General features: G+C 60.6%; 14 protein-coding genes. 13 read left to right on the top strand and 1 reads right to left on the bottom strand.

The genetic code is table 11. The features are described 5' to 3' along the window. Nucleotides 1-20 precede the first annotated feature (20 nt). The 9 genes from CXR43_RS00965 (at nucleotide 21) to CXR43_RS00925 (ending at nucleotide 7,154) form a co-directional block, all read left to right on the top strand. Nucleotides 21-251: a hypothetical protein gene (locus CXR43_RS00965; protein ID WP_246831244.1), complete on the top strand. Its 231-nt coding sequence runs from the start codon at nucleotides 21-23 to the stop codon at nucleotides 249-251. A 143-nt stretch (nucleotides 252-394) separates the two neighbouring features. Next, a complete protein-coding gene (gene rpmI / locus CXR43_RS00960) occupies nucleotides 395-595 on the top strand; it encodes a 50S ribosomal protein L35 (RefSeq protein WP_100196796.1) in 201 nt (66 codons plus the stop codon). 12 nt (nucleotides 596-607) lie between these two features. Further along, complete coding sequence (rplT, locus tag CXR43_RS00955; protein WP_103332180.1) at nucleotides 608-970, top strand: 50S ribosomal protein L20; 363 nt, start codon at nucleotides 608-610, stop codon at nucleotides 968-970. A 178-nt stretch (nucleotides 971-1,148) separates the two neighbouring features. Then, on the top strand, nucleotides 1,149-1,502 hold the full coding sequence (locus tag CXR43_RS00950; RefSeq protein WP_146036447.1) for a hypothetical protein: 354 nt from the start codon (nucleotides 1,149-1,151) through the stop codon (nucleotides 1,500-1,502). 111 nt (nucleotides 1,503-1,613) lie between these two features. Next, complete coding sequence (gene map / locus CXR43_RS00945; protein ID WP_103332178.1) at nucleotides 1,614-2,366, top strand: type I methionyl aminopeptidase; 753 nt, start codon at nucleotides 1,614-1,616, stop codon at nucleotides 2,364-2,366. A gap of 291 nt (nucleotides 2,367-2,657) precedes the next feature. Continuing rightward, complete coding sequence (pnp, locus tag CXR43_RS00940) at nucleotides 2,658-4,799, top strand: polyribonucleotide nucleotidyltransferase (RefSeq protein WP_103332177.1); 2,142 nt, start codon at nucleotides 2,658-2,660, stop codon at nucleotides 4,797-4,799. A gap of 168 nt (nucleotides 4,800-4,967) precedes the next feature. Next, nucleotides 4,968-5,561, top strand: a complete 594-nt coding sequence (locus CXR43_RS00935) for a L,D-transpeptidase (RefSeq protein ID WP_103332176.1) — start codon at nucleotides 4,968-4,970, stop codon at nucleotides 5,559-5,561. A gap of 130 nt (nucleotides 5,562-5,691) precedes the next feature. Beyond that, entirely contained in the window at nucleotides 5,692-6,894 is a 1,203-nt protein-coding gene (locus tag CXR43_RS00930; RefSeq protein ID WP_103332175.1) for a GTP-binding protein, read from the top strand. Beyond that, nucleotides 6,894-7,154 carry a DUF6525 family protein gene (locus CXR43_RS00925; RefSeq protein WP_267134626.1) on the top strand — a complete coding sequence of 87 codons (261 nt, stop codon included), beginning with the start codon at nucleotides 6,894-6,896 and terminating at the stop codon, nucleotides 7,152-7,154. Before CXR43_RS00930 ends, CXR43_RS00925 begins: the two co-directional genes overlap by 1 nt. A 45-nt stretch (nucleotides 7,155-7,199) precedes the next feature. On the opposite strand, the gene CXR43_RS00920 is transcribed toward CXR43_RS00925, so the two are convergent. Beyond that, nucleotides 7,200-7,856, bottom strand: coding sequence for a peroxiredoxin (locus CXR43_RS00920; protein ID WP_103332173.1), 657 nt, complete (start codon nucleotides 7,854-7,856; stop codon nucleotides 7,200-7,202). 282 nt (nucleotides 7,857-8,138) lie between these two features. On the opposite strand from CXR43_RS00920, the gene CXR43_RS00915 reads away from it, so the two are divergent. The 4 genes from CXR43_RS00915 to CXR43_RS00900 all read left to right on the top strand — a co-directional run bounded on the left by CXR43_RS00915 (nucleotide 8,139) and on the right by CXR43_RS00900 (nucleotide 13,991). Continuing rightward, on the top strand, nucleotides 8,139-9,596 hold the full coding sequence (locus CXR43_RS00915; RefSeq protein WP_103332172.1) for an aldehyde dehydrogenase family protein: 1,458 nt from the start codon (nucleotides 8,139-8,141) through the stop codon (nucleotides 9,594-9,596). Between the two features lie 253 nt (nucleotides 9,597-9,849). After that, a complete protein-coding gene (locus CXR43_RS00910; RefSeq protein ID WP_103332742.1) occupies nucleotides 9,850-10,923 on the top strand; it encodes a hypothetical protein in 1,074 nt (357 codons plus the stop codon). Continuing rightward, nucleotides 10,924-12,054 (top strand): hypothetical protein, encoded by a 1,131-nt coding sequence (locus tag CXR43_RS00905; protein ID WP_210402045.1) that lies wholly within the window; start codon nucleotides 10,924-10,926, stop codon nucleotides 12,052-12,054. It abuts the gene before it with no gap. Nucleotides 12,055-12,062: 8 nt separating this feature from the next. After that, on the top strand, nucleotides 12,063-13,991 hold the full coding sequence (locus tag CXR43_RS00900; RefSeq protein ID WP_103332171.1) for an AAA family ATPase: 1,929 nt from the start codon (nucleotides 12,063-12,065) through the stop codon (nucleotides 13,989-13,991). Nucleotides 13,992-13,996: the final 5 nt, after the last annotated feature.

Below are 13,996 nucleotides of genomic sequence, written 5' to 3'. Positions count from 1 at the left end.
TCACCATATTGAGCGGGGGAATGGCGATGGACTCTGATGTGATCTTCGTCATAGGGGCTGTGCTTCTGGCCCTGTCCATCCCGTCGATGGTGTCCGCCTTTGCCGACAGCCGCCCACCCCGGGCGGCTGTCATCATTCTGTTGATAGGCGGCACGCTGGTTGTGATCGCCCTTGGCCAGAAGCCCGGCGGCGTGGCTCTGGCGCAGATCCCTGATATCTTCTTTCGCGTCATCGCCCGTGTCGTGAACTGATCCTTTTGCCCGGCGCTCAGGCCTGCCTGACTCTTTTGCCTTGCGCCCAAGGCAGGCCCCCCCTATAGGAGCCGTTCTGGAAAGCCTGCGGGGCCGGCCAACTTAGGCATGCCGAGTCGCGCATATGACGATTGGAGATCGAAATGCCCAAGATGAAGACCAAATCCGCTGCGAAGAAGCGCTTCAGCTTCACCGCGTCCGGTCGTGCAAAAGCTGGTGTCGCCGGCAAGCGTCACGGCATGATCAAGCGTACGACCAAGTTCATTCGCGATGCTTCTGGCACGATGTTGCTGTCCGCTTCGGACACCAAGATCGTCAAGAAGTACATGCCCTACGACCGCTGAGGAGAGACACCCATGTCACGCGTTAAATCTGGTGTCGTCACCCACGCACGTCACCGCAAGGTCATCAAGAAAGCCGCCGGTTACTACGCCGCCCGCTCGACCAACTTCCGCACCGCCACGCAGGCCGTCGACAAGGCCCAGCAGTATGCGACCCGCGACCGCAAGGTTCGCAAGCGTCAGTTCCGCGCCCTGTGGATTCAGCGGATCAACGCCGCCGTGCGTCTGTTCGACATCGAAATGACCTATTCGCGCCTGATCAACGGCCTGTCCAAAGCCGGCATCGAAGTGGACCGCAAGGTTCTTGCCGACCTCGCCGTGCACGAGCCCGAGGCGTTCAACGCCATCGCAGCCCAGGCGAAATCAGCTCTGGCCTGACAGATTCAAGATCGCTTTGAAAAGCCCCGCCCTCAGGCGGGGCTTTTTTGTTTTGGCGCAGGGCCGCGCGGGCGGGCGGGCGCGGCACTGGCAACCGATGCTGCCAAAATGCCGGAACATTTGGAACGCGACAGCCCCAAAAGCGTTGTCTCGGGCATCAAATTGAAAGGATATCTTTATGCGTATGCACCTCGTCGTCGCCCTCGGCCTGCTCTCCACCCCGGCTCTGGCACAAGACCGGCTCTATGAGGTCAATGATCAGACGCCCCTCGCCGGCTTCAACATCAACGCTGATCTGGCCGATGATCTGGACGTTTATGATGTGGCCGGGCGCAAGATCGGCGAAGTTGAAGAGGTCGTTGGCAGCACGCCGGATCAGGCCGATGCCTTGGTGGTCGAGTTCGAAGACTCGGTCGCAGATTATGGCCCGGAAGACCGCGTCATTCCGCTGACCGCCTTCACCTTTGACGGCAGCGCCATGACCCTCGCCGACGGCACCGCTGTGCAGGATCTGCCGGTCTGGCGCGACTAAGGCAAATCGCGGTGCCGCGCTGCCTCGCCTGCGGCGCGCGCCGCTTGCCTCGATTGCAGACGTGTGTCGGGCCAGCTATGTTCATGGCTGGCCCTCAGGCGGATCGTACCCATGACCATTACCCAGCAAGACGATCTCGACCGACTGCAGCACATTGGCCGTATCGTCGCGAACACATTGCACGCCATGGCCCGCGCCATGGAACCCGGAATGACAACGCGCGAATTGGATCAGATCGGCCGCGCGCATCTGGAGCGTGACGGCGCACAATCCGCGCCTGAATTGACCTACGGTTTCCCCGGAGCCACCTGCATCAGCGTGAACGAAGAAGTGGCCCACGGCATTCCGGGCGACCGGGTGTTGCAGACGGGTGATCTTGTGAACATCGACGTCTCTGCGTCCAAGGATGGATATTTCGCCGATACGGGCTCCAGTTTTGGTCTGGGGCCGGTGTCACCCGCCACCGACCGCTTGTGCCGCGATGGGCAACGCGCGCTGCAGATCGGCATCGCGCAGGTCGGCCATGACAAACCGCTGGCCGGCATCGGCAACGCCATCGGGGCCTTCGCAGCCAGGCGCGGCTACACGCTGATCCGCAATCTGGCCAGTCACGGCGTGGGCCGGGCCCTGCATGAAGACCCCGAAGAGATTCCGACATGGCCTACACGCCGAGACCGGCGGCGGATTCATGACGGTCTGGTGTTGACGGTCGAGCCGTTTTTGTCGCGCGGTGGGCTATGGGCAGAACAGGGACCATCGGATGACTGGACGCTTTACAGCACGCCGGCCGCAGCGGTTGTGCAGTATGAACACACTGTGGTGGCAACCCGTAGTGGCCCCATCATCGTCACCCTGCCGGGCTGATCTGTCTGTCGCACGGCGCAGGCAGACGGACCCAAATCTTAACAACTCATGAATTCCACAGGGTCAAGCCTTTGATTTCATGTGATTTAGGGTCTTGTAACACAGGGGGAAGCCACCCGGCTCTCACAGCCCGCTTCCCAAAGCGACGATTTTCCTGTAAGGCCCCACAATCTGCGACGTGAGGCCCGCCCCCGGCCGCATGCAAAGGATTGGGGGGCGGCGGCAATGGGGCCGCCATGCAAAGGGAAGCCACGGCAGGGGCCGTGAGTGCTTCCATATAGGGAACGATAGATGTTCAACGTGACTCGTAAATCCATCCAGTGGGGCAAAGAAACCCTTACACTGGAATCCGGCAAGGTTGCCCGTCAGGCCGACGGCTCGGTGATCGCCACCATGGGCGACACCTCTGTCATGGCCAACGTGACTTTTGCCAAGCAGGCAAAGCCGGGACAAGACTTTTTCCCGCTGACCGTGCACTACCAGGAACGCTATTACGCCGCCGGCAAGATCCCGGGCGGCTTCTTCAAACGCGAAGCCCGTCCTTCTGAAAAGGAAACGCTGACCTCGCGTCTGATCGACCGCCCGATCCGCCCGCTCTTCGTCGATGGCTTCAAGCATGAAGTGCTGGTGATCGTGACCGTGCTGAGCCACGATCTGGTCAACGAACCCGATATCCTCGCCATGATCGCTGCCTCCGCCGCCCTGACCGTTTCGGGGGTGCCGTTCATGGGCCCGATCGGCGCCGCGCGCGTTGGCTTCTCGAACGGTGAATACGTCCTGAACCCCGATGTCGAAGACATGCAAAACCTGCGCAGCAACCCGGATCAGCGCCTTGATCTGGTCATTGCCGGCACCAAAGACGCGGTGATGATGGTGGAATCCGAGGCTTACGAGCTTTCGGAAGCCGAAATTCTGGGGGCCGTGAAATTTGGCCACGAGGCGATGCAGCCGGTGATCGACCTGATCATCGACTTTGCCGAAGATGCCGCCAAAGAACCGTTTGATTTCCAGCCCGCCGACTACTCGGAGCTTTATGCACGTGTGAAAGCTGCGGGCGAAGCGCAGATGCGTGCCGCGTTCGGCATCAAGGACAAGCAGGAACGTACCAACGCCATCTCGGCCGCTGTTTCGGCGATCAAGGGCGCGCTGTCCGAGGAAGACCTTGGCAACGAGAACCTCGGCTCGGCAATCAAGAAGCTGGAGAGCAGCATCCTGCGCGGCGACATCATCAATGGTGGCGCGCGGATCGACGGTCGTGACACCAAGACCGTCCGTCCGATCGTATCGGAAACCGGCATCCTGCCACGGACCCACGGCTCTGCCCTGTTTACCCGTGGGGAAACCCAAGGCCTGGTCGTGACCACGCTGGGCACCGGTGAGGATGAGCAGATCATCGACGCGCTGCATGGCAATTCGCGGTCGAACTTCCTGCTGCACTACAACTTCCCGCCCTATTCGGTCGGCGAAGTCGGGCGTTTCGGCCCGCCCGGTCGGCGCGAGATCGGCCATGGCAAGCTGGCATGGCGCGCGCTTCAGGCGGTTCTGCCTGCGGCAACCGACTTCCCCTATACCATCCGCGTGGTGTCAGAGATCACCGAGTCGAATGGCTCGTCCTCGATGGCCTCGGTCTGCGGCGGATCGCTGTCGATGATGGATGCGGGTGTTCCGCTGAAGGCACCGGTCGCCGGTGTGGCGATGGGCCTGATTCTGGAAGATGATGGTCGTTACGCGGTCCTGACCGATATCCTTGGCGACGAGGATCACCTCGGCGACATGGACTTCAAGGTCGCAGGCACCGCCAATGGCATCACCAGCCTGCAAATGGACATCAAGGTTGCCGGCATCACGCCCGCGATCATGGAGCAGGCGCTTGCGCAGGCAAAAGATGGCCGGATGCACATTCTGGGTGAAATGGCCAAGGCCCTGACTCAGGCGCAGGCCTTCAGCCAGTATGCTCCGAAGATTGAGACGATGCAGATCCCGACCGACAAGATCCGGGAAGTGATCGGTTCTGGCGGCAAGGTCATCCGCGAGATCGTGGAGCTTTCGGGTGCCAAGGTCGACATCAACGACGAAGGCATCATCAAGATTGCCTCCAGCGACGCAGCGGCCATCAAACGGGCCTATGACATGATCTATTCGATCGTAGCAGAGCCGGAAGAAGGCCGCATCTATACCGGCAAGGTCGTCAAGCTGGTCGATTTCGGCGCATTTGTGAACTTCTTCGGCAAGCGTGATGGTCTGGTGCACGTGTCCCAGATCGCCAACAAGCGCCTGACCCATCCGAACGAGATCCTGAAAGAAGGCCAGGAAGTGAAGGTCAAACTTCTGGGCTTTGACGACCGTGGCAAGGTTCGCCTTGGCATGAAGATGGTCGATCAGGAAACCGGCGAAGAAGTCGCTGAAAAGAAGGAAGAGTCCTCCGAGGCATAATCGCCCCGACCAGGACCTGCAGAAAGCCCCGGCGATTGCCGGGGCTTTTTTGTATTCTGAACCCAAGGCACCACCAAGATCCTACACATGCGCGTGAGCTTGGTCACAACGGGTGTCTTGGAAACGTATCTGTGACAAGACTGTCCAAACACTTACGGGGAATGCCGCATGTCGTCCAAGCTCTCACGCCGCCTGTTTCTCACCTCGTCGGCCGCTTTGCTGGCCAGTCCGGCGATTGCACAGTCCAAACCCAACCTTGCAACCTATGTCGTTCCGCCAGAGCACGCGCCGGTGATCGTCCGGCTGCGCGATGCCTTTGAACCTGGATCGCTGTTGGTCGATCCGAACACGTTTTCGCTGTACTGGCTGCTGGAGCCGCGCCGGGCCCTGCGGTTCATTGTGGGTGTCGGGCGGGGTGATCTGTATGAGGCGGGGCAGTTCACCATCGGAGCCAAGAAGGAATGGCCAAGCTGGACACCGACCAAAGACATGATCGCACGCAATCCGGCTGCTTATGCCAAATATGCCGATGGCATGCCCGGCGGCCCCGGCAATCCTTTGGGTGCGCGGGCGCTCTATCTGTTTGACGAGCGCCGCGGAGATACCTTCCTGCGCATCCACGGAACACCGGAACCTTGGACCGTTGGGTCGGCAGTTTCAAATGGCTGCGTACGTCTGGTGAATGACCATATTCAGCAATTGTATGACCTGGTGCCGATCGGGGCGAATGTGGTGCTCTATTCCAAACGCCAGGTGGCCTGAGACAAGGGGCCGGTCCGTCAAACCACCTGCCCCTCCGCTTTTGCAGTCGCGAAACCGCCACGCATGTTTCGGCTTGAGGTCACGCGCACTCTACGATAGATATGTTATATCATAACTATCAGGAGCAGCCATGCGTGATCGCCTCCCCGTCACTGTCCTTTCAGGATTTCTGGGTGCTGGAAAGACCACCCTGCTCAATCATGTGCTGAACAACCGCCAAGGGCGGCGCGTTGCGGTCATTGTCAATGACATGAGCGAAGTGAACATCGACGCCGACCTGATCCGCGACGGGGCCGGTCTGTCGCGCACCGAGGAAAAGCTGGTGGAGATGACCAACGGCTGCATCTGCTGCACCCTGCGCGATGATCTGTTGGTCGAGGTTCGGCGCTTGGCGGCCGAGGGGAGGTTTGACTACCTGCTGATCGAATCCACCGGCATAGCCGAACCGCTGCCGGTGGCCGCCACCTTTGATTTCCGGGATGAGGCGGGCGACAGCCTGTCCGATGTGGCGGAACTGGATACGATGGTCACAGTGGTCGATGCCATCAACCTGCTGCGCGATTTTTCCAGTCATGATTTCCTTGCCGACAGGGGTGAAGTGATGGGCGAAGGCGACACGCGCACGCTGGTCACCCTGCTGACGGCCCAGATTGAATTTGCCAATGTTATCATTCTGAACAAATGCGCCGATGCCGGGCCAGACCGGGTGGACGCCGCACGCAAGATCATCCGTGCTCTGAATCCTGATGCGCGGCTGATCGAGGCGGACCATTCCCGAGTGGACCCGGAGGCGATCTTTGGCACCGGTCTGTTCGATTTTGACCGCGCACAGGAACATCCGCTGTGGGCCAAGGAGTTGTATGGCTTTGCGCATCACACGCCGGAAACCGACGAATATGGCATCAGCTCTTTCGTCTATCGCGCGCGCCGCCCCTTTGACCCCAGCAAGGTGCATGCGGTGCTCAACGGGGATCTGCCGGGGGTGATCCGGGCCAAGGGGCATTTCTGGCTGGCGACGCGCCCGAATTGGGTGGCAGAGTTCTCTCTGGCCGGATCAATATCTTCCGTCACCCCTTTGGGCGGATGGTGGGCATCGGTGCCGCAGGAGCGGTGGCCAACCCATCCGGACGCGCTGGCCGAAGTGGCACAGCACTGGCAAGACCCGTGGGGGGACCGGCGGCAAGAGATCGTGTTTATTGGCGCGGGTCTGGATCAGGCTGCGCTGACGGCGGCTCTGGATGCGGCACTGGTCGAGACGGTGGATTATGAACCGCACCTGTGGGCAGGCTTGACAGATCCGTTCCCAACCTGGCGGCGGCAGCAGGCGGCGTGATGCGTAACCTTGCTTCTCCACGGGCCAGATGGCGGTCAGGCAATGCCATGGCAGCTCATGACGGACTGCCGCCTCCCCTGCGGGCATGGGCAACACAGGCGGCCTTGCCGTGGAGCGCAGCGTCCTTGCGCAAGCTCTGGCACCGCGCATTGCGCGAGACAGGTTGCCCTGATGCCGCCCTTGCCCGGCTTTCGGCTGCCGAACGCGCCACCCTGCGGCGTGAGGCGGCACAGGTTTGGGGACTTGATTACCCCCAGTGACAAAGGCCCCGGAAAACATCCGGGACCTCTGCTCTTTCCAGCGCGTTACCCCGGCTGCTTGGCAAAGCGCAGATAGGGCAGCTTGATATCCAGCGGGCCAAATTTTTCCTTGGCCTGCTCATCGGTCAGGGACAATGCTACAATCACGTCCTGCCCAGGCACCCAATTGGCCGGTGTGGCCACCGGCACACCATCAGTGGCCTGCACCGCATCGAGTGCGCGCAGGATCTCGGCAAAATTGCGCCCGACTGACATCGGATAGGTCATGGTCAGCCGCACCTTCTTGTCCGGCCCGACGATATAGACGGTACGCACGGTCGCGGTATTTGCAGGGGTGCGGCCTTCGGCCGGCAGATAGAATTCTGCGGGCAGCATGTCATAGGCCTTGGCCACGGTCAGGCTGGTATCGTCGATGATCGGGAAATCGGCGGGTGCGCCTGCGAACGCCTCGATATCGCGCTTCCACTTGCCGTGATCCTGCACAGAATCCACCGAAACGCCAATCACCTTGGTCTTGCGCTTGGCAAATTCCCCGGCCAGCTGGGCAACTGCGCCGAACTCGGTGGTGCAGACCGGCGTAAAATCACGCGGGTGGCTGAAGATGATGGCATAGCTCTCGCCGAGCCATTCGTGAAAGTTGATCGTGCCGGCGGTTGAATCGGCGGTGAAATCTGGGGCAATGTCATTGATACGGATCGACATGGACGACTCCTTCGTTTGTCAGACGAAAGTTAGTGGTTTTGGAACGTCATTGCATCCCCTGGCGTTAGCACGGCGAAGAATGAGAACATCAGACCACTGACAAGCCATAAGGCGAAAGGATTTTTCCGTATAGTCCCGCCATGGCAAGACAGGGAAACGCGCAATCTGACACGAAGAATGGTCAGAACACGGCAGACGAACGTCGGGGCAGGTCGCAAAGCTGCTTGCGGCATTGGGGGCATCGGTCCACCATATGATCAAATTCACAGCGGGAGCACACCAATGCTGACGAAACGCGATTTTTATATCAACGGATCCTGGGTCGCCCCGGCAACCGCGCGCGACTATCAGGTGATCAACCCATCGAATGAAGAGCCTTGCGCCATCATCTCGCTGGGGGATCAGGCCGATACTGACGCCGCAGTGGCGGCTGCCAAGGCCGCATTGCCGGGCTGGGCCGCGACCCCGCCAAGGGAACGCGCCCGGCTGGTGGCTGCGATCCTGGATCAGTATGAGGCGCGGCTGCAAGAGTTTGCCGAAGCCATTTCGATGGAAATGGGTGCGCCGATTGACTTTGCCCTAGAAGAACAGGCCCCCTGCCTGCCTTGGCACACCCAGAACTTTCTGAAGGCCTTCGAGCATATCGAATGGGTCCGTCCACTGGGCGCGCAGGCCCCCGGTTCTGCTGTCGTGATGGAGCCTATTGGGGTGGTTGGCCTGATCACGCCATGGAACTGGCCGGTGAACCAGATTGCGCTCAAGGCGATCCCGGCCATGCTGGCAGGCTGTACCTGCGTGCTCAAGCCATCCGAGGAAAGCCCGCTGGATGCGATGATGTTTGCCGAATTCTGCCACGACGCCGGTATTCCGGCGGGCGTGTTCAATCTGGTGAACGGCGATGGCGCGGGGGTGGGCAGCCAGCTGTCCAGCCACCCTGATGTCGAGATGATTTCCTTTACCGGCTCAACCCGCGCGGGCAAGGCGATCTCCAAGGCCGCCGCCGAAACGCTCAAGCGGGTTACATTGGAATTGGGGGGCAAGGGTGCAAACCTGCTGTTCGCCGATGCCCGGGATGATGCCGTGGAATGGTCCGTGCGCCGGATGATGGAAAACACCGGCCAAAGCTGCAACGCGCCGTCGCGGCTGCTGGTCGAACGCAGCGTCTATGACAAGGCGGTTGCCAAGGCGGCCGAGGTCGCCAACAGCATCACCGTCGGCCCGGCACACGAAGCGGGGCCGCATATCGGCCCGGTGGTCAACAAGCGCCAATGGGACCAAATTCAGGGCCTTATTCAGAAGGGCATTGATGAAGGCGCACGTCTGGTTGCCGGTGGCACCGGCCTGCCGGAAGGATTCAACCGGGGTTTCTATGTCAAGCCCACGGTCTTTGCGGATGTAAAGTCCGGCATGACCATCGAACGTGAAGAGATTTTCGGCCCGGTGCTGTCCATCCTCCCCTTCGAAACCGAGGACGAGGCGGTCCGCATCGCCAATGATACGCCCTATGGCCTGACCAACTATGTGCAGACAAGCGATGCCCGTCGCGCCAACCGTCTGGGCCATGCGCTGAAATCCGGCATGGTCGAGATGAATGGAAAATCGCGCGGCGCGGGGTCATTCTTTGGCGGCGTCAAGCAATCTGGCCGCGCCCGTGAAGGCGGGGTCTGGGGGCTGGAAGAGTTCCTCGAGGCCAAAAGCGTTTCTGGCTATGACTTCGGTCTGAAGGACGCTGCGGAATAGTCTGTCTGGTAAGGTTACACTGCATCGGTCCGGGGCCAAACCCCCGGACCTTTTGCTGCGTCTGTTGTCGGTGCCGCAGGGCGAATAGGGTCTTGGCGTCCAGCACGGACTGCGGCAAGACTGGCGTATCTGACATGCGGGCTGCGGTCGCCTCTGTCTTGTGATTTTTTATTCGAATTTCCCTATGATGGGGAATGTAATCCATATTTACATTCCCATATCAACACTGTGGCGCAGTCCAGCGGAGGATATGATGGCCGATTTCAACACGCAGATTCAGGAAAGCCAGAAACAGGTGGCTGCAGCGCAGGCCAAGATCAGCGCCATCACCAGCAGGATCGAACAGTCCCGGCAAAAGCTGGATCAGGGCGAGGCAGCCATCGATATCGAAAATGCCACGCTGGAAGATGTGCACAAGCACACCGATTTGATGAATGCCAATATCGCCGAGCTGATCATGGGGCTGGATGATGTGACAGAAGGCTTTTCCAAGGATTTCGACGAGATGCGGTCGAAAACCGGGATGGAGAGCTTTGTCGGCATCTTCAGCAGCGCCAAGTCGGAGTCCATGCGGCAGGAACGGATGCGCACTGCCAGCATCGACGACAAGCTGCAGGACCTCATCGCAAAATCCGACGTGATCGTCAAATTGTTGCAGGGTCAGCTTGATCTGTTGAATGGCCAGAAGGAAAGCGTGGAGTCAAACCTGTCGGCGACTCTGGTAGACCGTGAGCAGACCGTGGCCGCGCTGGAGGCTGTGCGGGCCGAGATTGCCGGAATGGACCCGATGATCATTGATCTGGAAAACCGGATCAGTGTCGAACAGGACGCCGCGATGCGCACCAGGCTGGAAACCCAGCTTGCCGAAATCAACACCAAATTCAACGCGTTGGTTCAGGACGAGCAGGTTCAGCTGGCCAAGAGCCAGACGCTGGAGCGGTATATCGAAAAGGGCAAGACCTGGATGGACAGCTTGCAAAATCAGGCGGCCACCCAGCTGGTGCTGATCAACAAGCTGCAGACCGACACCAAGCAGCGCGTGGTGCTGTATGACGCCCTGTCCAGCAGCCTGAAGACCGCGCAGCAGCAGGATGTTGCGCACCGGATCAACGAAATCGGCGTGAAGACCGATCAGGAGGCGCAGGCCGCCATGGCGGCCATCGGATCAGCCACAAATGACCGTATGGCCGGGATGCTGGAGGCGCATGAGGGCCACATGGTCTTTGCCCGGAAAATCCTGGAGCAGAAGGCCAAGGCGGATGAACGCTTCAACCGCCGCTTTGCCGCAATCGTCGAAAAGCACGACAAGAATGCTTACGGGGAATAAGTGGCAAAGCAGGTCAAGGATCAGCTGACGGGTGACCATAGCGAACTTTATGACACGGCTGTCGCCCGACGCTATTTTGCCAAATTCGACCGCATCACCGGCCATCTTGGCCGGGTTGCCGGTGAATTGGAGGGTGAGGGCAGACTGACGCGCACCGAAGCCCGGGTCATGGGCCGTTACATCACGGCCCTTGCCACAACCTTCCGGGCCCTGTCTTACAAATACCTGATGACAGGGCGCGCAGACGCGGCGCAGCGGCTGACGTTTGACCGCCACGAAAGCGGTTTTCCGGTGGCGCAGGAGGTGATGATGATGGCGGTCGATGCGGCCCAGGTGGACAAACACCTGTCCGGCAGCGCCTCGGTCGAAGAGCTGAAAGACCGGATGATCCGCCGGATCGTCGGCGATCTGGCCCTGCCCACAGATCTGCAATTCGCCCTGTCGCAGCGGCTGTACTATGAGGCTCTGGCGCAGGGCGGGCTGTTTCTGGCCCGCAACGACCCTGATGCGCAGTGGATCGAAGACCGCAATGGCCGACGCGACTATCTGGTGCATTGGGCGGTCTATGACACGCAGATCAATCTGCCGGTGGTCTATCTGCTGAACCTGGAAGACAGCGGCAAACGTCCTCTGCCGACAGATGACAGCCGCTGGCCTCAGGCACAGCACCATCTGATGGCGCAATCCGCCGCTGGGCTGAAACTGCTGACCATCGCGCAGGGGTTTGACACCGATTTCGGCACCCTCCACCCCAAACGGCTGTGCCGGGTTCACCTTGGCCCAATGTATTCGCACAGCTTTACCCTGCAATCAGGGCCCATCTCCGATGTGCTTGCCACCGCCCGCGCGCCAGAGGGGCAGGACTGGGCGCTGGTCTGGACGGTTGAAGATTTGCAGGCCGACAGGGTGGAACAGGTCAAGGATGGCTGGTTCAGCACCGTGGAGCGGCAGATCTTCGCGCTGGACCCTTTCGCCGGCAAAGGCGCCGATACCGGCACAACGCGGATGGACCGTATGGTGGTGCTGCCGGAGCAGCCCTATCAGGCGCTGGCCGACCTGAACCCGCCCGGGTTTCGGGATGTGCGCAAATTCGTGGTGGGCACAGGCGGGCGCATCATCGCAACACGCTAGGGGGCAGCATGACACCGCGCGACACGATGGAACTGAAGGAAGAGCTGATCCGGGCGCAGTATGAAGCGGCGCTTGCCCTGCTGACCGGGTTTGACCATGCGCCACGCCTTGCAAAAGCAACGGCCCCGGTCCGGGTAGAGGAGCGTTCGCCCGGCCTTGGCAGCCGCCCCCGGTTTCGCCCGACCACGCCGGGTCTGACCACTCGCCCGACCACCCGGCCCGGTGGCGTTCGATTGGTGGAGCGGGTCGAAGCAGGGTCAGATGGTCTTGTCTCGCCCGCCCAGGCCGCTGTCCTGCACGCCCTGCGCCGTGCCGTGGCCATCGCACTGGCAATGGGCGAAACCTTTGCCGCGCAATCACCCTTGGGCGAATTGAAAAAGGCCAACCTTGAAGGCCGTCTGCCGGACCTGAAACGCTCCGAATTCAGCGATCTGCTGGCCGCCGAGGCTTTGCTGGTGCTCTACACCTTTGCCAATGCCACCGCCTATCTGTTGGCCCCGCATCTGGGCCCCCTTGCGGTCGAGGTCGGCACGGTCGATGAAATTCTCACCGACAACGCTCCGCTGGCCCTGCAAGGCGTGCTGTGGGAGCTGGATCAGGACATCGCCAGCTTTGCCACGGATGAGCCGCGCCTTGCTGCCACCGTCTCCGGCTTTGCCGAGGCGCTGATGGAGAAGGTTGCCCTGCGTGCGCAGACTGCGCCCCGACTGGAGGCGTTCACCAGCGCAAGCTGGAAGGTAGAAGCGGATGGGCTTGCCATTGGAGGGTTCGCGCCCGCCCGCGCGCGCAAGGGCAGCACCATCACCATGCAGTTCAAGAAACCGCATGAGGTGGTGGGCAATCACATCGCCAAATATCAGTCGCTGAGATTGGCCAAGATGCTGATGGCCTATGACTTTGAGCGCAAGCTGAACCCCTTTGCCGAACTTGGCGGCTTCATTTTCACCTTCATGGGGGACGGCAAGCCGGGCACCGGCAAGACCACGCTGATCCAGATGATGGCAGGTCTGCTCAATGAGTATTGCACCAACGCGGGCTATCCCTTCCGCTACCAGAATTTCAGCATTGACCAGATCGACAGCTATCAGGGCAAATCCGGCCAAAATGCCAAGGCCTTTATCGACACCGTGCTTGACCCCGGTGTGATCGGCTTTGGCACCATCGACGACATTGATCAGGTCGCAGGCAAACGCGGCGACCGGCAATCCTCGGCCGGACAGCAGGAAGTGACCGCAGTCTTCATGCAGGCTTTCGCCGGGGCGGGCACCGTGGTGCGCGGCAACTGCACCTTTGGTATGTTCAGCAACTACCCGGAAAACGTGGACGACGCCCTGCGCCAGCGGGCAGGGGCACGGTTTCTGGTCGATGGACCACAGACACGGGAAGATTACATCGACATCCTTTCGCTGCTGCTGGGCAAGACCCACGCCATTCCGCTGGGTGACCACGATCTGTTTGCCGCACAGGAAATCAGAAAGGCGGTCGCCGCCAGCTATGACGGCCACGCGAGGCCGCAGGAAGCCGCGCTGCTGCGAGTCTGGGACAAGGTTGCCGCCGATCTTGGCCCCTTGGACACGATCGCTAAGATTGGCCGCTATCTGAAAGCCATTCAGGAGGCGGACGCGCGTTTCACCGGCCGCGCCATCAAGAACATCACCGATGCGGTGAAGGTGCGGGCGATGGATTTTGAGCTGCCGGATGAGTGGATGGAACAACCGGACTTGTTCCTGTTCAAACCCTATGAAGACAAACTGACCATGATCCGCGACCTGATGACACCGATCACGGTGGAAATGGTGATTCAAGAGGTAAACCGCTACGCTGATTCCGACTTCCGCTATGCCGACACGTCTGACGAGGTGGCCATCGAAGGCATGGTGCGGGAGTATCGGCGGACGGAAGAGGCGAAGCGGCGGTGGATGGAGGGAAAGCCATGACCGTA

The sequence above is a fragment of the Pseudotabrizicola formosa genome, assembly GCF_002900965.1.
Lineage (GTDB): Bacteria > Pseudomonadota > Alphaproteobacteria > Rhodobacterales > Rhodobacteraceae > Pseudotabrizicola > Pseudotabrizicola formosa.
Note: the sequence above shows the minus strand (reverse complement) of the source record. Positions and strands in the feature narration are given on the sequence as shown.

Coding starts and splice junctions, on each gene's coding strand:
- rpmI (WP_100196796.1), top strand. CDS start 395: ATGCCCAAGATGAAGACCAAATCCGCTGCGAAGAAGCGCTTCAGCTTC.
- CXR43_RS00965 (WP_246831244.1), top strand. CDS start 21: ATGGCGATGGACTCTGATGTGATCTTCGTCATAGGGGCTGTGCTTCTG.
- rplT (WP_103332180.1), top strand. CDS start 608: ATGTCACGCGTTAAATCTGGTGTCGTCACCCACGCACGTCACCGCAAG.
- pnp (WP_103332177.1), top strand. CDS start 2,658: ATGTTCAACGTGACTCGTAAATCCATCCAGTGGGGCAAAGAAACCCTT.
- CXR43_RS00900 (WP_103332171.1), top strand. CDS start 12,063: ATGACACCGCGCGACACGATGGAACTGAAGGAAGAGCTGATCCGGGCG.
- CXR43_RS00935 (WP_103332176.1), top strand. CDS start 4,968: ATGTCGTCCAAGCTCTCACGCCGCCTGTTTCTCACCTCGTCGGCCGCT.
- CXR43_RS00930 (WP_103332175.1), top strand. CDS start 5,692: ATGCGTGATCGCCTCCCCGTCACTGTCCTTTCAGGATTTCTGGGTGCT.
- CXR43_RS00925 (WP_267134626.1), top strand. CDS start 6,894: ATGCGTAACCTTGCTTCTCCACGGGCCAGATGGCGGTCAGGCAATGCC.
- CXR43_RS00950 (WP_146036447.1), top strand. CDS start 1,149: ATGCGTATGCACCTCGTCGTCGCCCTCGGCCTGCTCTCCACCCCGGCT.
- CXR43_RS00915 (WP_103332172.1), top strand. CDS start 8,139: ATGCTGACGAAACGCGATTTTTATATCAACGGATCCTGGGTCGCCCCG.
- CXR43_RS00910 (WP_103332742.1), top strand. CDS start 9,850: ATGGCCGATTTCAACACGCAGATTCAGGAAAGCCAGAAACAGGTGGCT.
- CXR43_RS00920 (WP_103332173.1), bottom strand. CDS start 7,856: ATGTCGATCCGTATCAATGACATTGCCCCAGATTTCACCGCCGATTCA.
- map (WP_103332178.1), top strand. CDS start 1,614: ATGACCATTACCCAGCAAGACGATCTCGACCGACTGCAGCACATTGGC.